The following is a 20,409-nucleotide window of genomic DNA, read 5'->3' as shown; positions in this document are numbered from 1 at the left end:
GACTTGTATCACAAGTTACCAAGGCAGAATATTAGGCACTGTAACCTCTTGTTTCCCCTCGCGCCATTGTCGTGCTTGTCGGTGCATCGAAGCCCACTGGGGATCCTGCCGCTTAAGGCAGTTTCATCTGTGGAGCCGAAAAATATGAGTACCTACGTCATCGTCGAAGAGCTGGGCGACTGGCCCTGCCATGCCGATTATCTGCTGACCGCCCGCACCTATCTGCAACACGGGGTGCCCACCACCGGCGGCCGCCCCCGCATCATCAACCTCTGCCGCAATCTGGAACACCTCAGCGCCGGCTACTACTGCTCGCTGCTGGCCCAGGCCCGCGGCCACCACTGTCTGCCGGGTTTGCAGGCCATCAGCCAGTTGCAGCCCCAACAGCCACCGGCCAAGCTGTGGCGAAAATTGCAGGGCTGGCTGGCCCAGCAGAGCGAAGACAGGATCCGGGTACGCGCCATTTTCGGCCAGAGCGAACTGAGCGAGCTGGCGGGGCTGGCCCGCTACTACTATGGCCTCAGCCAGCTGCCGCTGCAGGAGCTGACCCTCAAGCGCGGCCGCCACGGCTGGTCGGTGCGCCAGCAGCAGAGCCTGTCACCGCTGGCGCTGAGCCCGAGCGAGAAAGAGCTGATGCTGCACCACGCCCAGGCACTGGTGGGCACCGGCGACGAGGAGCAGGCGGCGCCACTCTACCAACTCGCCATTCTGGTCGACCCCAACGACGGCCGCGCCAGCAGCGATGCAGTGGCGCTGGAGCGCTTTATCAAAGCGGCCGCGGCGCAGGGGATCCGGGCCGAGATCCTGGCGCCGTCAGCCATCGAGCGGCTGCCGGAGTTCGATACCCTCTGGCTGCGCTCCGAGACGGCGGTCGGCCACTACACCTTCGAATTTGCCCGCCGCGCCGAGCAGCTCAAGATGCCGGTGATCGACAGCTCCCGCGCCATCCTCGCCTGCAGCAACAAACTCTATCTCTACGAGCTGATGGTGCGCAGCGGCGTGCCCATGCCGCCCACCATGGTGGTGACCCGCCGCGGCCGCCACCACGTGGACGAGCTGGTGCAACGGCTCGGCCTGCCACTGATGGTGAAGGTGCCCGACGGGGCGCAGGGGCGAGATCTGGCCATGGCCAGCGACGAGCAGCAGCTGGCTCGCCTGCTGGACGAGGGGCTGGCCCGCTCCGCCCTGCTGCTGGTGCAGAGCCGGATCCCCGCCGAGTTCGACTGGCGCATCGGCTTTCTCGACGGTTCGCCGCTGTTTGCCTGCCGCCGTTTCCGGCCCGAGCCCGGCAACCGCATTCGCCGCCGCAAACACCCTCTCGACATGAGCCGCATCGAGGCGCTGCCGCTCAACGAGGTACCGGAACGGGTGCTGCAAACCGCCCGCCGCGCCGTCCATCAGCTCGGCAACGGCCTGTTCGGGGTCGACCTGCGCCAGCAGGGGCGCGACTGCGTGCTGCTGGAAATCATCGACAATCCCTGGATACGTGGCGATATTGAAGACAAGGAGGCGCAGGATCTCTACGAGCGACTGGCCCGTGCCTTCCGCCAGCGGCTGGAGAACCGGGGGCAGAGCGCGGCCGGATAACAACAAGCATCGATTGCAGAGGTGGATATGATGACGACTGATTGGTGGGACATTGCACCCCTTGGCTGGGAGAACATCCTGGTCTGTCTGGTGTGCGGCACTCTGGTAGGGCTGGAGCGCCAGCTGCGCGGCAAGCCGGTCGGCATACGCACCTCCTCGCTCATCATCCTCGGCACCTACTGCTTTCTCGCCATCGGCGCCGCCCTCAGCCCCCAGAGCGCCGATCAGGCACGGGTGCTGGGCCAGCTCATCACCGGCATCGGCTTTCTCGGTGCCGGGGTGATGATGACCCGGGATGGTCAGGTGCTGGGGGTCACCTCCGCCGCCACCGTCTGGATGCTGGCCGCCCTCGGCGCCCTCATCGGTATGCAGATGCTCCATCAGGCGCTGCTGCTCACCGGCGTCACCCTCTCCATCCTGGTCGGCGTCGACTATCTGGAGACCAGCTTCAAGAGCCTGCGCCGCGGGGTGCACAACCGGCTGGAGAGCTGGCGCAATGGCAACGGCAATGGTCACCCGCCAGCCGCTCCCCGCCCGGATGAGCTGGGCAGCAGCATCGAGAAGTAGGACGGCGTCGCAAATGAAAAAAGGGCTCCGCTATGGAGCCCTTTGCGTTGGGGCGAGGTCGCACTATTGCAGCAACAGGAAGCGACCGGTGAGGGGTGGCAACTCCACCGTCACGCTGCTGCCGCCGATGGCCAGGCGCTCGCCGCTCTGCAGATCCACCAGCGCGCTGCCACTGCGCAACTTGCTGGCCGGCACAGCATAGCTCTGGGGCGTGCCGGAGACGTTGAGCAGGTAGACTACTTGCTCCGCCGCCGTCTGCTTGATGTCGCCATAGACGCTTCCCTCGGCCACCAGCTTGACCCGCTCCCCCTGATAGAGGGCGGGGTGGGCGGCGCGCAGGGCCAGCAACTGGCTGAGCCACTGTTTCAGCTCGCTCTGCTCGCTGCTCGGCACGAAGCCGGTGGCACCTGGCACCTTGCCATCGCTGCGGGCCACGTGATCGTCACAGAGCCCCTGCGCGGCACAGTCGCCCCCCACCTGCTGGGCAAAGTCCGGCACCTCGTCGCCAAACTCCTCGCCGTAGTAGAGGGTGATGGGGCCGGAGCGGGCCGCCAGGAAGCTGAAGGCCGCCTTGTGGCGCTGCCAGTAGTTCGCCGGATTGAAGTTGCCGCGCTCCAGCAGATCGCCGAAGCGCACCAGATCATGGTTGCCCAGCATCAGATTGGGCATGGCGTGATCCGGGTAGTTCTCCACCTTGTTCCAGCTGGCGTCGAGCACGCTGGCCCCCTGCCCCCCCTTGCCGGACTCCTCCACCGCCAGCGCCTGCACCAGGCCGTAGCGCAACGGGAAGTCGAACGCCGAAGAGAGCGCCGGGTTGTCGCTCGGCCCATACGCCTGGGCGCGGATCTCGTCGGCGCCCTTCCACACCTCACCCACCATGTAGCCGAGGGTACCCCACTGCTGGCCGGCGTTCTTGCGCGCCGCGCTGACCCGCTCCACCTCGCTGCGAATGGCGCGCCAATCATCCAGCCCAAGCTGATAGGCCTGATCGAGGCGCCAGCCATCGATGCCGTACTGCTCGACCCAGTAGCGGGCCACCTCCTTGAAGTAGGCGAGACTCTGGGGCTGGCTGTAATCCACCAGCTGGCCGGGATAACCGGCACCGCCGCTCTTGAGGGCGGGCAGCCGTCCCTCGGGCGAGGGCTTGCTCACCCCCACCTTGTTGACGTGGCCGAACACCCCGTCGAGGAAGACGTAGAGGCCGCGCTGATGCGCACCGTCTACCAGTTTCTTGAGCTGGACGTTGCTGCCGAAGTTAGGGTCCACGTTGAAGAAGTCGCAGGCGAAGTAGCCGGTGGCATCCAGCTTGTCGTCACCGCCTTGCCCCGCGCAGGAATCAAACACCGGGGTGAGCCAGATGGCGTTGACGTTGAGGCTCTTGATGTGGTCCAGGCTGTCGATGATCCCCTGCAGATCGCCGTTGTGCTGGGAGGGGCCGTAGCCGACACCATAGTTGGCGCTGTCGTCGCCGTCGATAAACGACTCCACCATCACCTGATAGGTGCGCAGGTTGCAGGCCGGCTGATCATTGCCGTAGCAGGCGCGGCTGGCGGTGGCCGGCGGCGGGGTGACCGGCGGATTGACCACGGGGGGCGTGCTCTCCCCGCCCGAACTACCACTGCCGCCGCAAGCCGCCAGTAACAGGGCGGCCCCGAGCAGGCCGCCATAGCGTAACGTTCCCTGTTTCATTGTTGTGTTCCCGCTGTGAGAGCAGGCGTCTGATACGCCTGTTTTCACCATGATAACGATGCTCACACAGCGGTGTCTGTGACTGAAAACGTTATCTGACTCAACTGGTTAGAGCACACCGACCGAGGCGAAGCGGTAACTGACCGAGAGCCAGTAGGCGCGGCCCGGTTCCGGTATCCGCCCCACCTGCTCATAGCCCAACCCGGCCTGACTGCTGTGCACCGACTTGGAGAGGTGCTCGTAGTAGAAGGTGTCGAACAGGTTGTCTACCCCGGCCGAGAGCTGCCACCCCTTGGCAAACTGCCAGGCACCGCTCAGGTTCATGGTAAAGAAGCCCGGGGTCTCACCCTGATCCTGACCGGCGACAGTGCCGGAGCCCACATCGACCCGATCCTGCGCGGCCACGGCGCGGCCCAACAGGGTCAGATTCCACGCCTCGGCTGGCTGCCAGCCCAGCGCCAACTTGCCATCGAGCGGCGGCATCTGGGCCAGCGGCTTGTTGTCGCTCTGGTTTTCACCGTAGACCACCGCCAGGCCGCCATCGAGACGCCACTGCTCGGCAAACTGCCAGCGCCCCTCCATTTCGCCACCGCGGGTCTGGGCGTCGATATTGCGCACCTTGTTCGACTTGTTGTTATAGAGCAGGTAGTCCTTGATGTTGGCGCTAAAGAGGGAGAGGGTCAGATCCAGCTCGCGGCTGCGCAGGGCCAGCCCTGCGTCCCACTGGCGGCTGCGCTCCGGGTTGAGGGTGAACGGGGTGCTGTCCTTGCTGCGTTCCCAGTAGTCCGGCGCCCGCTCTGCCTGTCCCCACGCCAGATAGCTGGACCAGCGGGGCGACCACTGGTACTCGTAGCGACCAAAACCGCTGTCGAGGTGCTCGGTCTCGCTGTAGAGGGTCTGATCACCCGCACCATAACGGGTTGTCTCGACCCGATCCTGACGATACCCCCCCTTGTAGCTGTGGGCCCCCTGCTGGCGCCCCAGCTCGGCAAAACCGCCCTGCTGCTCGAAACGCAGGGTGCGCTGGCGATCCTTGGTGGCATAGTCGACGCCGCCCCGGCTGCGGTGCTGATCCCGGTTGCTGTCGAGCCCGGCGGTCAGCAACCAGTCGGCTGGCAGAGCGATGTCGTTGGCCCAACGCCCGCCGGTGTTGCGGCGATCCGGGTTGGAGAGCATCTTCATGCCGCTGTTTGGCCGCAGACTGAAGTTGTCCATGATGTGGTCGATGTAGTTGTCCCACAGGGTCAGCTCGCTGCGCTGCCAGTGAGTGGTGATCTCCTCCTGCTTGAGCTTCAGCCCGAAGGATTCGCGGTCAAACATAGGGCCATCCATGGTGCGGTCCGCATAGGCGGCGCGGGCATTGCTGCGCTCGGCGGTGAATTCCAGCCAGGTGTGCTCCCCTGGCGTCCAGCCCAGCTGGGCGGTGCCGTTCTCGCGGCGATAGAAGGAGCGCACCTTGTCACCGTGGCCATCGCGGTAATCGTCACTGTCGGAGTGGGTAAACTGACCACGCAGATAACCATCGGTCGAGCCTGCCGTCATGTCGACCATCTGGTCATCGCGGCCGAAGCTGCCAAAGAGGGCCGAGGCGTCGCTCTTGAAGCCCGGTGCCATAAACTCTGGCCGGTCCCGCTCAAACAGCACGGTTCCCGCCAGGGTTGCCCCCTGCTCGAGGGATTGCGGCCCCTTGAGCACTCTGATCCGGTCAAAAGATTGGGGGAACACATAGGCAGTGGGCGGGTCCATCCGGCCACCACAGCCACCAGCCAACATACCGCCATCCATCTGCACGTTGAGGCGGGACATCCCCATCCCCCGCAGCACGGGATCGCCACCGAGCCCCCCTTTGCGCACCATGCTCATGCCAGTGACGTTTTTGAGATAACCGGCGCCATCGGCAGCGGGCATGGGGGAACCGGGCTTCTTGGGGTCCAGCGTCACCTCCAGAGTGCTGGCGGGGCGGGTTGCCACCACCACCATAGGATCCAACTGTTGAACCGCTTCCTGACCGGCAGCACCGTGACAGGCGAGCCCGCCCACCAGCAGGGCAAGAGGAGTGCGCATATGACAAGCCATACATTTGTCCTTATGTATTTGTTTATTTTATTTTTTTCATTCAACCGACCAAACCTTTCAGTAACAGAAAGGTTTACCATCAAGCCGCAAAAAAGGCCTGCGGCGCGAAAGCGGCAAGCCTCTGTCAGGTGAAGCGAAGACTAGTTGGCAAAATGTTGCGCAGGTTTTACCCAAGTTGACTCAGAAAGGCAAACAGGCAAACATTCCAGTAACAGTAATCTGGCATTGGCTCACAAAAAATGGGGATTAACTGAAGGCTTCTCGCTCATCGATGGGAGAGATGAGGTGATAGACCTCGTGGGCAGACAAGGTACATCCGACGGGCCACTCCAGCTGATGGTAGCGATTGATAAAGACCCGGGCACAGTGACGCTCGCTCTCCAGCTTTGCAAACAGCGGCTGGATGCGCCAGGGGGTCAGATCCAGCACGCCTGTGGTGCCGTCCGATAACACCAGAAACAGGCGCCATCCCTGCACATACTCGACATCGATAAAGACCGGCATCCCTTCGGCTCCGATTGAGATAATTCGCGGCAATTATAAATCGCGATCCCACCCCTATTCGCGCTGCGGGTCACATTTTATCCAGCTGGTTATGCTGTGCTCATTCGCTGTGCGACATCACATTTTTAGATGACAAATGTGCTGGTTTCGACTTTTAACAAACTTGAATGCAACCTTAACCAATTCGATCTGTCATAAGCTCACAGCAAGTAAACACGTCTGTGGACAGACGTCTTCAGTCTTAATCAGGAATAAAGATGACAGTACTAAAACAGCGACTCGGCCCGTTTTGGCCCTTTGCCGTCTTCTGCGTTTTCGCGCTTTTCTCTCTCTCTTTCAGCAGGCTCACCCTCGGTCTCTGGCAACTGGAACGGGTGGATGCCGTGGCCGGTTGGCAGGAGATGCTGCTGCAAGGGATCCGGGTCGATTTTGCGACCCTCTGCTGGGTCTGGGGAGTCCCCGCTATGCTAACCCTGCTGCTGGCCGGCCCCCACACCATCGGTCGCGGCTGGATGCAACTGATGCGCGTCTGGTTGACTGTCGGACTCTGGCTGATGCTGTTCCTCGAGATATCCACCCCTTCGTTTATCACCGAATATGGCGTGCGCCCCAATCGCCTCTATGTGGAGTACCTCATCTATCCGAAAGAGGTATTCGCCATGCTATGGGCGGGCCGCAAGGCTGAGCTACTGCTGGCGGTGCTCTTCAGTGGTGCCGTGCTGGCCGGTGGATGGTGGCTGAGCGGCCGTCTGGTACGTGGCCTCAGCTTCCCCCGCTGGTACCTGCGTCCGGCATTCGCCCTGCTCATTCTGGCCATAGGTTTTCTAGGTGCCCGCTCCAGCCTCGGCCACCGCGCCCTCAACCCGGCCATGGTCGCTTTTGCCGAGGATCCGCTGGTCAACGCACTGACCGTCAACTCCGCCTACTCTCTCTTTTTTGCCATCAAGCAGATGGGCGCCGAGGAGGATGCCAGCCGCTTTTACGGCAAGATGACGGAGCAGAAAGTGCTCGAGGTCATGCGCAGAGAGAGTGGCCGTCCGTCCAGTGATTTCAACTCCGATCTGCTACCCAGCCAGACCTTCAACGAGGCGAGCTTCAAGGGCAAGCCGAAGAATCTGGTGATCTTGCTGCAGGAGAGCCTGGGCGCCCAGTTTGTCGGCTCTCTCGGCGGCCTGCCGCTTACCCCCAACATCGATGCCCTGTCGCAGCAAGGCTGGGCCTTCGAGCAGCTCTACGCCACCGGCACCCGCTCGGTACGCGGTATCGAAGCGGTACTGACCGGCTTCACCCCGACCCCGGCGCAGGCGGTGGTCAAACTCGGCAAGAGCCAGACCAACTTCTTCACCATCGCGGATCTGCTCAAGCAACGGGGTTACGACACCAGCTTTATCTACGGCGGCGAGAGCCACTTCGACAACATGCGCAGCTTCTTCCTCGGCAACGGCTTCACCACCATCATCGAGCAGAAAGATTTCGACAATCCGGTGTTCAAGGGCTCCTGGGGCGCGTCCGACGAGGATCTGATGGCCAAGGCCGACGACACCTTCAACGCGCTGCACAAGGAGGGCAAACCCTTCTTCAGTCTGGTGTTCAGCTCCAGCAACCACGATCCGTTCGAATTCCCGGACAACCGCATCGAACTCTTCGAGCAGCCCAAACAAACCCGCAACAACGCGGCCAAGTATGCGGATTACGCCATCGGCGAGTTCTTCAAGAGGGCGAAACAGTCCGACTACTGGAAGGATACCCTGTTCCTGGTCATCGCCGACCACGACAGCCGGGTCGGTGGCGCCAGCCTGGTGCCCATCCCCCGATTCCATATCCCCGGCGTCATCGTCGGTGACGGCATTGCACCGAAGAAGGATCCGCGCATCGTCAGCCAGATCGACATGGCGCCGACCCTGCTCTCCCTGATGGGGATCAGTGCCGACTACCCCATGCTCGGCAAGGATCTGACGCGCATGCCCGCCGACTGGCCGGGGCGCGCCATCATGCAGTACGACAAGAACTTCGCCCTGATGCGCGGCAAGGATGTGGTGATCCTGCAACCGGAACGGGCAGCAGAGGGCTATGTCTACGACAATGCCAGCGAGAAGCTGACTCTGGCGGCGCAGCCGGACGCCTTGAAGGAGGATGCTCTCGGTCTTGCCCTGTGGGGCAGCATGGCCTATCAGAAGAGCCTCTATCAGACGGCCAAGGATGAACGCACCGCCGCCAATTGAGCCGCTCGTGCTGCTTCAACCCATAGCAGAATAGAAAAAACCGCCAGCTGGCGGTTTTTTCCATCTATCCATACCGTCGGCCCACAGGCCGTTATGGCTGGGGAAAGCAGGGCAGGGAGCGGCTGAACTTGTGCTCGAATACCAGCGAGGTTTCGAGGTGCACCACCTCTTCGCGGGAGGTGAAGTGATCGAAGACGAAGTTGCGCAGGTGCTCGGTATCGGAGACACAGAGGTGCACCAGAAAATCATCCTTGCCCCCCATGTGGAACAGGCTGATCACTTCGGGCAGCGCCAGAATGGCATCGCGGAAAGCATCGATGATCTGGCGGCTGTGGCGGGCCAGCTGCAGGGAGACCATTGCCTGAATGTGACCCCCGAGGGCCTGATAATCCACTTCACAGTGCGCTCCCTTGAGCACGCCATCCTGCTGCAACTTACGCACCCGCTCCAGACAGGTGGAGGGGGCAACGCCCACCAGCGCGGCCAGATCCTTGTTGGTCATGCCCGCATCCCGAAACAGATGGGCCAGGATATCCAAATCCAGTTGATCCAGGTTTCTCATCTTAACTCCTTGAACCGCTCAATTTTTTAGACTCTGCCCGTAAACCGGGGCAAACACAACGGCCATTGACATCCCCCCTGCCCCGCCTATCCTTGGCGCCATTCACCGGCCGCAACCCTGCGGCCACCACGCGAGGATCCGCCATGCACCCGTATCACCCCTTCTGGAGCCTTGAAGTTCCCCGTGTCGACGGTCAGCTGCTGCTGACCCCCTGCCCCGGCACCCAGCAGGTGCCGCTGACTCTGGCGCTCGATCAACTGCGGTTGGCCGGTGCCCACGGAGTGGTGACCCTGATGACAAGCGCCGAGTTAATCCGACTCGAACTGGCGCAGCTCGGCCAGCAGGTCGAGCACGAAGGGATGCGCTGGTTCCATCTGCCCATCGAGGATGATCTGGCCCCCGATGCCGCCTTCGAAGCTGCCTGGCAACAGGCGCTGCCACAGCTGCGCGAGCTGCTGGGGGATGGCAAACATCTGGTCATCCACTGCAAAGGGGGCAGCGGTCGTACCGGTCTGGTCGCCGCCGCGCTGCTGATGACCCTCGGCCAGCCACAGCAAGAGGCGATGGCCGCCATCAAGGCCCACAGACCCAAGGCGTTTATCCTGGCCTGCCACCGCCAATGGCTCGACCAGCTGGCCGAGCGGCTGGAGCAGGGCGACTGACTACTTGCCCCCCTGGTCGTAGGTGAAGACCTTGCCGATATCCTCCACCCGATAACTGGTGAGCTGATAGACGTAGTAGTTGAGCCAGTTGGCAAACAGCAGATGACCATGGCTGCGCCAGCTGGCGCGCGGCGTCCGGCTCGGATCGTTATTCGGGTAGTAGTTGACCGGAATGGCCGGGTCGAGCCCCGCCGCTAGATCACGCTGATACTCCCCATCCAGTGTCAAAGCATCGTACTCCGGGTGCCCGGTGACAAACACCTGACGACAATCCTTGGTCGCAGCCAGATAAACCCCCGCCTCTTCTGACTCTGCAAAGATCTGCAAGTCGGTCTGGGCACGGATCAGATCGCCATCAAACGCCGCATAACGGGAGTGGGGGGCGACAAACTCGTCGTCGAAACCGCGCAGCAGCGGCTCATGCTCGTCGAGGCGGTGGTGGCGATAAACCCCGGAGAGCTTCTCGCCGTGGGTCTGCTTCTCCATGCCATACAAGGCTTTAAGCGCCGCCTGCACCGCCCAGCAGAGAAACAGAGTGGAGGTCACGTGCTGATGGGACCACTCGATGATCTCGACAATGCGCGGCCAGTAGACCACCTCCTCGAACTCCACCAGCCCAAGCGGCGCCCCGGTGATGATCATGCCGTCGTAGTTGTTGCCACGCACCTGTTCGAAGTCGTGGTAGAAGTTCTCGAGGTGGGCCTGAGGTGTGTTCTTTGACTCCCTGTCATCAATGCGCAGCAGATCCACATCCACCTGCAGCGGCGAGTTGGAGAGCATCCGCATCAGCTGGATCTCGGTCTCAATTTTCTTGGGCATCAGATTGAGGATCAACACCCGCAGCGGGCGGATGTTCTGGGTGACGGCCCGGGATTCCGTCATCACGAAGATGTTCTCCTGCCCCAGCACTTCGGCGGCGGGTAACTGATCCGGGATCTTGATCGGCATGCTTACTCCCTGTACTGCATCGGTAAATATGTCTGGACATCCAGAAGCCTATAATAAAGCTCACGCACTGTCATCAGATACCTTTTGTATTCACCCCCACCTTTGACTAGCATACGGCTCAGTATCTCCCCTGCATCCAAGATAATGACCGGTATCAAGATTTCCGTAGATCGACTGCAAGTCGGCAACTATGTATCCCTGCCACTGGGGTGGCGTGAACACCCATTCCTGTTTTCCAGCTTCAAGATCAAAAGTGAAGAAGAGATCGAGCTGATCCGCCGTCTCGGCCTGAAACTGGTTACCATCATTCCCGACAAGAGCGACGTTCCGCCCAAGCCCCTCAATCAGGTACAGCCTCAGCAACAAGAGAGCGCAGACGCCGCACAGCGGCAAGCCCGAATGCAGCAGGAGAAGGATCAGCGTATAGAGCAGTTGCAACAGTATCGCCGCAATTTGCAGCAGTGCGAGAAGCAGTTCCAGCAGTCGCTGGCACAGGTGCGCAGCGTGATGAGCAAGATCCAGTCCCGCCCCCTCAATGCCATCGGCGAGGCACAGGAGCTGGTCAACGCCATGACCGAGCAACTGCTCTCGGTGGACGAGATGGTGCTCCATCTGGTCTCCGACAGCGAGGATGGCAACAACCTCTACTTCCACTCCCTCAATGTGAGCGTGCTCAGCATGCTGCTGGCCAAGGAGTGCTGCATGACGGCCGACGAGATCCGTCAAGTCGGCATGGGGGCGCTGTTCCACGATATTGGCAAGCTGAAGATCCCGAGCCAGATCCTGCGCAAGACCGAACCGCTGACCAAGCCGGAGCAAAACCTGATGGCCCAGCACCCGCGCTACGGGCTGGATCTGCTCAATCTGGCCAAGGATTTCCCGGCCGAGGCGAAGGGGATCGTGCTCCATCACCACGAATATCTCGATGGCAGCGGGCCGGAAGGGCTCAAGGGTGGCCAGCTCGATCCGCTGACTCAGATGGTGTCACTGATCAACGAGTACGATAACCTCTGCCACATGCAGGCCAAGGTACCCTACTCGGCCCTGAGCGGCCTCTACAAGCAGCGCAAGGCGCAGTTTAATCCGGAGTACCTCAGCATGCTGATCCGGCTGATGGGGATCTACCCCCCCGGCAGCGTGGTGCAGCTCTCCAACGGTCAGGTGGGACTGGTGATGTCGGTCAACGCTTCCCGCCTGCTCTACCCCTCGGTGCTGGTCTACGATCCGCGCATTCCCCGTCAGGAAGCCGCCATCATCGACCTGCAGCAAGCCGAACTGTCGATCGCCAAGGTGATCCACCCCAAACGGCTGCCGCCCGCCGTGTTCGAGTACCTCAATCCGCGTACCCGGATCAGCTACTACTTCGAGCACAACAAAGCCTGATTGTGTTGGCCCGAGGCCAACCGTTGCCACCCGTTTAATCCAAGGAGCCAGCCATGCGTATCGAGATCATCAGTACCGGAGATGAAATAGTGACGGGTCTGGTGGTGGATACCAACGCGGCCTGGCTCAGCGCTCTGCTGCTGGAGCAGGGCTGGCAGGTGCGCCGTCGCCTGACGGTAGGGGACAACCTCACCGACCTGAAAACGGTGCTGCAAGAGAGTGCCAGCCGCGCCGAGGTGGTGCTGGTGTGTGGCGGACTCGGGCCCACTGCCGATGACCTGACCGCTCAGGCGGCAGCTGAAGCCTTTGACCAGCCACTCACCCTCTTCCCCGAATGGCTCGCTACCATCGAAGCGCGCTACGCCAGCCGTGGCCGCCCCATGGCACAAAGCAATGCCAAACAGGCATGGCTGCCACAGGGGAGCGAGATCCTCGACAACCCGGTCGGCACCGCCTGCGGCTTTGTGGTGCGAAGTGGCCAGAGTCAGCTCTTCTTCACCCCGGGCGTGCCGTTCGAGTTCAAACAGATGGTGCGCGAGCAAATTCTGCCGCGCCTCAAACAGCTGGCCGGTGCGCAGATCGATACCGAGCTGCGTCGCTTTTACACCTTCGGCGTCTCGGAGTCGGCGCTCAGCGATATGCTGGATGCCGAACCCTGGCCAGCCGGCATCGAGCTGGGTTACCGCTCCTCCATGCCCCTTATCGAGCTGAAACTGATCGGCCACGACGCCAGTACCGCTGACATGGAGAGTGCCGAGCGCCGACTGCTGGATACGATCCGTCCCTGGCTGGTTGGCAGCGGAGATACGGAACCGGCGCAGCAGATCCTGGCGCTGCTGCAAGGCAAACCGCTGGCTCTGCTGGAGGGAGAGAGTGGCGGCGCCCTGCTGGCGCTTTGTCACGGCCATCCCAGGCTGGAGGCCAACTTCAGTACGCAACTGGCCGATGAGCTGGCGCAACTGCCGACCGCCGATGCGGGCCTGCAACTGACCATAGGGCGAGAGGGCACTGAGGGTGTACCACTGCTACTAAGCGCCGATGGAAAACACGTCGGTCAGACGGTCAAGGTCAGCCACCTCGACCCGGAGAGTCGCCGCAAGATCCTCGCCTTTGCCGCCCTCGACATGCTGCGCCGCCATATGCTGGGTGAGCCGGTGCTCGGCGATTACCTCACCCTGGCCAGAACAGCCCAGCGCAGCTGATAAGAACCGCCACTCCCCTGCCAGCAACCCTATGTCGCTGGCGCTGCGATCCGTCTTTTCACTCCGTTTCCAAACAGCGCCCACATTTATCTGGCCGCCATCACCGATTTGACTTCAATTCATTGACCATTCAGAGGAAATATCTGAATACTGCCCACTCTCAGGGTTGGCGACTCGCTTTATTAATCATTGAGAGATTAAATGACAGTAGAGGAACGAGCAGAGCGTTCCGTTCTCATCCAGCAAGGAGATGCGGTGTTAAGCAAAGAGTGGTTGCTGCTATCAAGCGATATGGAACTGGTCTGCCTGCGGATTGCCGCCGGTCTCACCAAACCTGTCACGGAACAGGATGTGCAGGCTCTGCTGCTCGCTTCCAACTGTCGCCGCTATCAGCCGCTGCCCGAGGGGATCAAACAGGCAATCAGCCTGCTTAATACCCTGCTCACCAACCCTGCCGCCCCCGTCCCTGCCAACCCCATCCCCATCGGCAAGCGTCAGGATGCCCGACTCGCCGTAATAGTGGAGAAGGATCGCATGAGCGCCATCGCCCAGATCACTGCCGACTGGGGGGGCAAGTATGTGACGCTGGAACAGCTGAAAGAGACGATCGCCATCAGCGAAATCAAACAGGGGGTGAGTGAGCAACTGCTCACCGCTGCCATCCAGTCAGCCAAGGAGGCCGCCCCCGGCAGTCAGCTCAAGCTGGTGATTGCCAACGGCCAGCCTGCCGTCAATGGTCAGGACACTCGCTATGAGCGGCTGGTGGAGACACCGGCCGAGCGGATCCTCAAGCCGCAAGAACTGGAGCATGGCAAAGTCGATCTGCGAGATCTTGGTTCCATCGTCACCGTCAAGGCAGGGGCCCAGCTGATGCGCCGCCATCCTGCCACCGTCGGGGTGCCCGGCTTTACCGTGACAGGTCAGGACTTGCCTGCCAAGGATGGTAAAGACAGTCCAATGAGTGCTGGCGAGGGAACCTTCATCTCCCCCGACGATCCCGACTTGTTGATCGCCAGTAGGGCTGGCCTGCCCTGCCAGGAGAAAGCAGGTATGAAAGTGGACGAGGTACTCAGTGTCAAGCAGGTGGATGCCCGCCACGGCCACATTGCGTTTGAGGGGGGATTAATCGTCAGCGGCGACGTCAACCCGGGCATGAAAATACGGGTCAGCGGTGACATCGTCATCGGTGGATTTATCGAAGGAGGTTGGATCGAAGCAGGGGGCAGCATTACGGTACGGCACGGTATCATTGGCCGCCGCAACGAGCAGGGAGAGTACCTTTGCCAGCTCAATGCCCAAGGGGAGATCCACGCCAGCTATGCCCAATACGCGCAGCTGGAAGCGGGTGGAGATATACAAATCCAGAGCCAGCTCAGCCACTGCTACACCCGCAGTGGACGGGATATCAAGGTGGGTGACACTAACATGCGTAAAGGCAATCTGCTGGGTGGAACCAGCATTGCCAATCGTCTAATCATGGCCCCCAGCCTGGGGGCCGAGGCCGCCAACCATACCCGGCTGCAGATCCTCGGTGGCTACTTCACCCACAAGGAACAGGAACACCAACTCAAGTTGCGCCAGCTGGAGTGTCAGGCCCAGCTCGACAAGATCAAGGCACTGGTGATGAAACTGCTGCAACTGCCCAGCGATAAACGCAATCCTGATACCTTGCGCAAGCTCAAACCAATCCGCGATCACCAGCTGGCGGAGCTGACCCTCATCCACGAACAGATCACGGCAAACAATGAAGATATGCAGAACTTGATGGCGCAAATGGAGGTCATTGCCACCCAGCATCTGTTCTCCGGCATCGAGGTCGAGATGGCCTGCTTTAAACGCAAGGTTACCATCACCCGAGGCCCCACCCGTCTGACCATTCATGATGACACGTTGGAGATGACCCCTTACGAGGGGCACAAATAGATCAACCGACACCGGCAGCTCGCTGTGCCGGCCGTGATCCCGACGCCGATTTTCGCTACACTCGCCACTTCCTTGGCCCCACCGGGCGGGCCACCCAGACTCAGGTAGTGAGAGATGTACAAGCTGATCGCATTGGATATGGATGGCACCCTGCTCAACCCGCAGGGCCAAATTACTCCCCGCACCCACGCCGCCATCAGCGCCGCGCGCGCCAAAGGGGTAACCGTAGTGCTGGCCTCTGGCCGTCCACTGGAAGGCATGAGCCGCTATCTGGAAGAACTCGGCCTCACCTCAGAGCATGACTACGTCATCTGCTACAACGGCGCCCTGGTACAACAGGTTGCCGATCAGCGCATCATCCGCAGCCAGCTGCTGACCGGCAGTGACGCCAGCGCCATCGCCAAACTGGCCGACGAGCTGGAGGTGAACGTCCACGGTTTCTCGGTCACCCGTGGCCTGATCAGCCCCCGTGTCAGCACCTACACCGAGCACGAATCCCGCCTGATCGGCATGCCGATCAATCTGATCGACTTCGCCACCCTGCCTGCCGACGAGCAGATCATGAAGGTGATGATGATCGACGAGCCGCCCCAGCTCTCCCGCGCCATCGAGCGACTGCCCGCAGAGCTCTATGAACGCTATACCGTGGTACAGAGCGCCCCCTTCTTCCTCGAGTTCATGAACAAGCACAGCAACAAGGGGACCGGCGTTGCCGCGCTGGCCGAGCACCTTGGCCTGACCGCCGCTCAGGTGATCTGCGTCGGAGATGCGGGTAACGATCGCCACATGATCGAGTACGCTGGCCTCGGGGTTGCGATGGGGAATGCCACCGACGAGATCAAGGATCTCGCCCAGCACACCACTGCCCGCAACGATGAAGATGGTGTGGCCCAGGTGATCGAGCAGTTCGTACTGAACACCTGATCGCAATCGATCGCCGCTGCGCCCGATTAGGAAATGAAAACGGGGAGGCTGTCAGCCTCCCCGTTTTTCTGGTCAGTTACCTGCGTGATGAGCGGTAATTCGCTCGTTTCACTGGTTCGCCAGACACTGGGTATGGGAACCTGGTTGCAGGTAAGGCATCAGCAGGGGAGCCATGCCCTTGAGCACCTGCACCGGCAGTGCAGATGTGAAGCGGAACTTGTCGGACTGGCTACCCGGTACATAGGCGGTCAGGGTACCGAAGTGATCATCCCCCAGATAGAAAACGAAGGTCGCGGTTCGGTTGCGCGCCAGCGAGCTGGTCACATTGCCATAACGGCCTACTGTTTCAATCCGGTTATCACCGGTGCCGGTCTTGCCCCCCATCTGCAACACAGTGCCGTCCTGCAGAGTAAAAGCACCGGCGATACGTCTTGCTGTGCCCCCTTCCACCACCTTGGAGAGCGCACTGCGCAGGGCTGCCGCCACCTCTGCCGGCATCACTCGGGTTCCCTCGGTGTGTTGTGGCTCAAACTCGGTCTCGAAGGGAGTCCCCTTGGCAAACGAGAGGTGCTCGATCCGCAGGGTCGGCGAACGGATGCCACCATTCTGGATTATGCCCATCAGCTCGGCCAGTGCAGCCGGACGATCACCGGAGCTCCCCAAGGCGGTCGCCAAGGACGGCACCAGATGGTCGAACGGATAACCAAGCTTGGCCCAGCGCTGATGAATATCGAGAAACGCTTCCACCTCCAGCATGGTGCGGATCCGGCTATCACGAGCACTGCGATGACGGGTCTTGAACAACCAGCTGTAGACCTCCTGGCGTTCGTCACGGCTGGCAGCAACGGCATCGGCAAAGGTTGCCTTGTCAAACTCCTTGAGATAGGCCAGCAACCACAGCTCCAGCGGGTGAACCCGGGCGATGTAGCCCTGATCCGGCAGTGAATACTTGCCCGGGCCATAGCTCACATAGAGCTGATTAATCCGCTTGGCACTCAGCTTCTCCCGCGGCAACCGCTCCGCCAGGAAGGCAGCAAAAGCCGCTTCGCTGGCTTCCGGCATCAGGTAGCGGTGAACCGCCGCCAGACGTACCGCACTCGGCTTGAGACCGTCGAGGAAGGTATCGAGCTGCTCCTCGGGGGTCTTGCCGCGATATTTGCGCCAGAAGCGCAGCAGATAGGTCTGGCCCTCTTTGTCAGCAAATTTGGCCAGATACTCCTGACGACGGGGATCCTTGTCATCCTTCAGCAACTGGGCACGGTTGCCCTCCTTGTAGAGGCTGTAGCGCACGATATCGCGCATCAGCCGCACAAAGGGCAAGTTAATCGACTCACGCAGAGAGTCACGCAACGTCGGAATGCGATTGTTATCCTCGCGGCGGAAGTTGTTGAAGGTGTGCATGCCGCCACCGGTAAAGAACCCTTCGTTGGGGCTGGCGGAGTATTTGCGATCCAGCGCCGCTTCCAGCATTACAGGCAGGCTCTTGTCCTGAGCCGTCATCAGATAGGAGATGGCCCAACGGCTGAGGTTGTCCTGAGAGACGGCGGCCAGCTTGCGCAGATTCTCGACCGGCATCCCGGCATAGTTGTCGTGCAGCTCAGCCACGATCTCCAGATAGGTGGTCAGCACCCGCAACTTGGCGGTTGAGCCCAACTCCAGCTTGGAGCCTTCATTGATATCGAACGGCTGATCGGTGTTGTCGGTCTGCACCCGCACCTTGAACCCTTCCGGCGACTTCTCGAACAGGGTGAAGCTGTAGCGCACATCGCCGGTCTTCTCCGGCGAGAGCAGGCGCTCACCAAACAGCCCTACCTGGGCGGCAAACGTCGGGTCGGCCAGCTGTTGCAGATAACGGGAGATTTCGTTCTGCAACGGCATGTTGAGGCTGGTATCGGCGGTCAGATCCATCCGGTCGAGGTCATAGAGCTGCACCCCGAGCTGGCGGCTCAAGCGAGTACGGGCAACCTGCAATCCCTTGTTATTGTTCACCCGGGTGATAGCCGGGGACTGCAGGAAGTCACGGAACGTAATCTTGGCCTTGAGCGCCGCCTCCATCAGAGGTGGCGTGATCATCCCCTCCTGCACAAACAGGCGCAGGTAGCTGTCGGTCAGGGTAGCCAGCGCCTCTCGCCCTTGAGCCAGATAGTAAGAGGGGCGGCGGTGCGCAATCATCAGCGAGACCACCTGACGCAGGGCAAGCCCCTGTTCGGCCAGCGGCGCATTCTGGTTGCGGGCGGGATCCAGCAGACGGTTCACGTCATCGACATTGGCACCAAACCAGACCCAGAGGCCATCTCCCAGACCATGTACTTCACCATATCCCGGCGCAGCCGAGAGCGGCACCGAGTTGAGGTAGGCCCAAGCAACCAGCTTACGCGCTTCGAGGGTTTCCGGCCCGAGACGATAGGCCCGCACGCTGGCAGAGGCCATCTGACGGATCTTCTCGGTCGGCGACAGGGTCAGGCCATCCGGCGAGTGGCGATACTTCTCCACCTGGGTCGCCAGGGTACTGCCACCGGCAGATTGATCCTGCATATCGAGCGCCTTGCCCACTTGAGAGAGCGCGGCCTTGGCAAAACGGGGCCAGTCGACCGCCGGGTTGGCCAACGGCTCTTCGTTGCTCAGCAAGTCGCGGTTCTCGATAAACAGCAGCGACTGGATGACGAGCGGCGGAATGGAATCAAAATCCGGATAGTGATGGGTCGGATACTTGAATTGATAGAAGGGCTCGGCGCGGCAATCGTGCAGCGTCAAACCGGCCTGCACCTTCTCGGTATAGGGCACGAAGAAGCCACGACTGGCATAGTCATAGAGTGCGTCGGAGAAATGCACCTGTTTGCTGACTTCATAGCCCCGCTGCAGCAAACGCTCCTGCATCATCGGCAGTTGCACATAGCCGAGCCGCTTGTCGAACGGGCCATCCTCAGGGAAGGCGATCTGCTTGCTCTGACCAGGTTCGACCTGATACGTGAGCTTGGCGGCATAGCGGGAAATCTCCTGAGATTGCAGCTTCGAGGTTTTCATCTCATAGCCAACCAGAGCGATCACCGCCCCCAGGCACAATAAAAAGAGAAAACAGAACAGCCAACGCCACCAGGGACGACGCTTGCGCTTTGGGTTCCCGTCCGAGGTCTGGACAGATGAATCTTGAGATGCCACTTGTGTCAAATCCGTCTGTTCTGATGCGCCCATATCAGCCCCACCATGGTTGCGCAATTTATTGTGTTTCACTCAAGCTTAGTCTTTTCAAGTCAATGGCTTGAAACTATTGACCGCTTTGTGGTGATGGTAACAGGGCAATTCTAAAAAGGGGAGCCGATTGTTGCAGGAGTGGCAGAGATCCGAGCTGATAACAAAACACCGGCCAGTGGCCGGTGTCTCTTAAGCGAAAGCGCAACGCTTATTTGTGAGAGCTCATGCCCTTCAGTTTGGTGCTCAGCTCTTTACGCTCTTTGGAGAGCTCGGCGTTCTTGATGATGTGGTCATCCACGCGCTCTTCATAGTCGGCACGCATGTTGGCGATGATCGCCTGTACATCATCAATGCTCATGCCCGGCTTGATGTAGTCGCTCAGGTTGTCGAGCAGCAGTACGCGCTTCTGGTTGTCACGGATCTTCTTCTCGTTATCCGCAATTTCACGCTTGAGTTTGTTCTGGCGACGGGACATACGCACATATTCCAGTACATCGCTGAAGGTGGACTTGTTTACTTGTTCCATATCGATACCACTGACTTAAGGTTGATAAAAACTGGCCAAGTTACACCTGGAACCCGGCAAACTCGGCGCGGGACAGGCAAACTCAAGATGCCCTTACTCTACCGAGTTATAAGCGAGATACAACCCTAATCGCGCGCCATGAACAGAGTTTGGCCAAAAGTAAACCAGTTAAAATGGCCAGTAATCCATCAGATAAGGGGTTGATATAGATAGAAAATGGTGGAGGTGACAGGGTTTTAGTTCTCTTCCTGCAGATAAATGCTAACACTGGCTGTTTAACACGCTAAAAATACAAAGCCCGGTTATGAACCCGGGCTTTGTGTTGATTCTGGTGTGCAAATCTGGAGGTCACGGTGAAAACCTTACATAGCAAAAAGGCCTTCCCAATCGGGAAGGCCTTCAAATTAGTGGCGGAGCGGACGGGACTCGAACCCGCGACCCC

The 20,409-nt window shown here is 60.6% G+C and carries 15 protein-coding genes; 8 read left to right on the top strand and 7 right to left on the bottom strand.

Going from position 1 to position 20,409, the window contains the following annotated elements; genetic code table 11:
- Nucleotides 1–144: 144 nt before the first annotated feature.
- Together G5171_RS11030 and G5171_RS11025 are read left to right on the top strand one after the other, a co-directional pair.
- Nucleotides 145–1,587: a RimK family protein gene (locus G5171_RS11030; RefSeq protein WP_421244081.1), complete on the top strand. Its 1,443-nt coding sequence runs from the start codon at nucleotides 145–147 to the stop codon at nucleotides 1,585–1,587.
- A 27-nt stretch (nucleotides 1,588–1,614) separates the two neighbouring features.
- Nucleotides 1,615–2,154 (top strand): MgtC/SapB family protein, encoded by a 540-nt coding sequence (locus G5171_RS11025; RefSeq protein ID WP_203118327.1) that lies wholly within the window; start codon nucleotides 1,615–1,617, stop codon nucleotides 2,152–2,154.
- 63 nt (nucleotides 2,155–2,217) lie between these two features.
- Here G5171_RS11025 and G5171_RS11020 read toward each other — a convergent pair whose 3' ends face one another.
- The 3 genes from G5171_RS11020 to G5171_RS11010 all read right to left on the bottom strand — a co-directional run bounded on the left by G5171_RS11020 (nucleotide 2,218) and on the right by G5171_RS11010 (nucleotide 6,423).
- Complete coding sequence (locus tag G5171_RS11020) at nucleotides 2,218–3,843, bottom strand: alpha-amylase family glycosyl hydrolase (RefSeq protein ID WP_421260177.1); 1,626 nt, start codon at nucleotides 3,841–3,843, stop codon at nucleotides 2,218–2,220.
- A 108-nt stretch (nucleotides 3,844–3,951) separates the two neighbouring features.
- The gene (locus tag G5171_RS11015) at nucleotides 3,952–5,919 is read right to left on the bottom strand and encodes a TonB-dependent copper receptor (RefSeq protein WP_421250724.1); all 1,968 of its coding nucleotides are present in this window, start codon (nucleotides 5,917–5,919) and stop codon (nucleotides 3,952–3,954) included.
- A 246-nt stretch (nucleotides 5,920–6,165) separates the two neighbouring features.
- Nucleotides 6,166–6,423, bottom strand: coding sequence for a DUF2442 domain-containing protein (locus G5171_RS11010; RefSeq protein ID WP_337073174.1), 258 nt, complete (start codon nucleotides 6,421–6,423; stop codon nucleotides 6,166–6,168).
- A 257-nt stretch (nucleotides 6,424–6,680) separates the two neighbouring features.
- On the opposite strand from G5171_RS11010, the gene G5171_RS11005 reads away from it, so the two are divergent.
- Entirely contained in the window at nucleotides 6,681–8,645 is a 1,965-nt protein-coding gene (locus G5171_RS11005) for an LTA synthase family protein (RefSeq protein ID WP_337073173.1), read from the top strand.
- 91 nt (nucleotides 8,646–8,736) lie between these two features.
- Here G5171_RS11005 and G5171_RS11000 read toward each other — a convergent pair whose 3' ends face one another.
- Nucleotides 8,737–9,207, bottom strand: a complete 471-nt coding sequence (locus G5171_RS11000) for an Lrp/AsnC family transcriptional regulator (protein ID WP_005336001.1) — start codon at nucleotides 9,205–9,207, stop codon at nucleotides 8,737–8,739.
- A 143-nt stretch (nucleotides 9,208–9,350) separates the two neighbouring features.
- Between G5171_RS11000 and G5171_RS10995 the strand changes: the two genes are divergently transcribed.
- Nucleotides 9,351–9,869, top strand: coding sequence for a cyclin-dependent kinase inhibitor 3 family protein (locus G5171_RS10995; protein WP_266134717.1), 519 nt, complete (start codon nucleotides 9,351–9,353; stop codon nucleotides 9,867–9,869).
- On the opposite strand, the gene metA is transcribed toward G5171_RS10995, so the two are convergent.
- Nucleotides 9,870–10,817, bottom strand: a complete 948-nt coding sequence (gene metA, locus G5171_RS10990) for a homoserine O-acetyltransferase MetA (RefSeq protein WP_042053667.1) — start codon at nucleotides 10,815–10,817, stop codon at nucleotides 9,870–9,872. It abuts the gene before it with no gap.
- A gap of 144 nt (nucleotides 10,818–10,961) precedes the next feature.
- Between metA and G5171_RS10985 the strand changes: the two genes are divergently transcribed.
- The 4 genes from G5171_RS10985 (at nucleotide 10,962) to yidA (ending at nucleotide 16,249) form a co-directional block, all read left to right on the top strand.
- Nucleotides 10,962–12,200, top strand: a complete 1,239-nt coding sequence (locus G5171_RS10985; protein WP_216980032.1) for an HD-GYP domain-containing protein — start codon at nucleotides 10,962–10,964, stop codon at nucleotides 12,198–12,200.
- A gap of 53 nt (nucleotides 12,201–12,253) precedes the next feature.
- The gene (locus tag G5171_RS10980; RefSeq protein WP_421260176.1) at nucleotides 12,254–13,402 is read left to right on the top strand and encodes a CinA family nicotinamide mononucleotide deamidase-related protein; all 1,149 of its coding nucleotides are present in this window, start codon (nucleotides 12,254–12,256) and stop codon (nucleotides 13,400–13,402) included.
- Between the two features lie 255 nt (nucleotides 13,403–13,657).
- The gene (locus G5171_RS10975; RefSeq protein ID WP_421250722.1) at nucleotides 13,658–15,325 is read left to right on the top strand and encodes a DUF342 domain-containing protein; all 1,668 of its coding nucleotides are present in this window, start codon (nucleotides 13,658–13,660) and stop codon (nucleotides 15,323–15,325) included.
- A 114-nt stretch (nucleotides 15,326–15,439) separates the two neighbouring features.
- Entirely contained in the window at nucleotides 15,440–16,249 is an 810-nt protein-coding gene (yidA, locus tag G5171_RS10970) for a sugar-phosphatase (RefSeq protein ID WP_421250721.1), read from the top strand.
- Nucleotides 16,250–16,357: 108 nt separating this feature from the next.
- Here yidA and G5171_RS10965 read toward each other — a convergent pair whose 3' ends face one another.
- Nucleotides 16,358–19,441 (bottom strand): transglycosylase domain-containing protein, encoded by a 3,084-nt coding sequence (locus tag G5171_RS10965; protein ID WP_421250720.1) that lies wholly within the window; start codon nucleotides 19,439–19,441, stop codon nucleotides 16,358–16,360.
- Between the two features lie 208 nt (nucleotides 19,442–19,649).
- Nucleotides 19,650–19,967, bottom strand: coding sequence for a PTS system regulator TmaR (gene tmaR, locus G5171_RS10960; RefSeq protein WP_005336024.1), 318 nt, complete (start codon nucleotides 19,965–19,967; stop codon nucleotides 19,650–19,652).
- Nucleotides 19,968–20,409 lie beyond the last annotated feature (442 nt).

It is taken from the genome of Aeromonas sp. 600774 (assembly GCF_049175075.1).
GTDB classification, from domain to species: Bacteria; Pseudomonadota; Gammaproteobacteria; order Enterobacterales; family Aeromonadaceae; genus Aeromonas; species Aeromonas veronii_A.
This window is presented reverse-complemented; position numbering and strand designations above follow the sequence as displayed.

What these genes read in the sequence shown, in the direction of transcription:
- G5171_RS11030 (WP_421244081.1), top strand. Translation starts at nt 145, where the DNA reads ATGAGTACCTACGTCATCGTCGAAGAGCTGGGCGACTGGCCCTGCCAT.
- G5171_RS11025 (WP_203118327.1), top strand. Translation starts at nt 1,615, where the DNA reads ATGATGACGACTGATTGGTGGGACATTGCACCCCTTGGCTGGGAGAAC.
- G5171_RS11020 (WP_421260177.1), bottom strand. Translation starts at nt 3,843, where the DNA reads ATGAAACAGGGAACGTTACGCTATGGCGGCCTGCTCGGGGCCGCCCTG.
- G5171_RS11015 (WP_421250724.1), bottom strand. Translation starts at nt 5,919, where the DNA reads ATGGCTTGTCATATGCGCACTCCTCTTGCCCTGCTGGTGGGCGGGCTC.
- G5171_RS11010 (WP_337073174.1), bottom strand. Translation starts at nt 6,423, where the DNA reads ATGCCGGTCTTTATCGATGTCGAGTATGTGCAGGGATGGCGCCTGTTT.
- G5171_RS11005 (WP_337073173.1), top strand. Translation starts at nt 6,681, where the DNA reads ATGACAGTACTAAAACAGCGACTCGGCCCGTTTTGGCCCTTTGCCGTC.
- G5171_RS11000 (WP_005336001.1), bottom strand. Translation starts at nt 9,207, where the DNA reads ATGAGAAACCTGGATCAACTGGATTTGGATATCCTGGCCCATCTGTTT.
- G5171_RS10995 (WP_266134717.1), top strand. Translation starts at nt 9,351, where the DNA reads ATGCACCCGTATCACCCCTTCTGGAGCCTTGAAGTTCCCCGTGTCGAC.
- metA (WP_042053667.1), bottom strand. Translation starts at nt 10,817, where the DNA reads ATGCCGATCAAGATCCCGGATCAGTTACCCGCCGCCGAAGTGCTGGGG.
- G5171_RS10985 (WP_216980032.1), top strand. Translation starts at nt 10,962, where the DNA reads ATGACCGGTATCAAGATTTCCGTAGATCGACTGCAAGTCGGCAACTAT.
- G5171_RS10980 (WP_421260176.1), top strand. Translation starts at nt 12,254, where the DNA reads ATGCGTATCGAGATCATCAGTACCGGAGATGAAATAGTGACGGGTCTG.
- yidA (WP_421250721.1), top strand. Translation starts at nt 15,440, where the DNA reads ATGTACAAGCTGATCGCATTGGATATGGATGGCACCCTGCTCAACCCG.
- G5171_RS10965 (WP_421250720.1), bottom strand. Translation starts at nt 19,441, where the DNA reads ATGGGCGCATCAGAACAGACGGATTTGACACAAGTGGCATCTCAAGAT.
- tmaR (WP_005336024.1), bottom strand. Translation starts at nt 19,967, where the DNA reads ATGGAACAAGTAAACAAGTCCACCTTCAGCGATGTACTGGAATATGTG.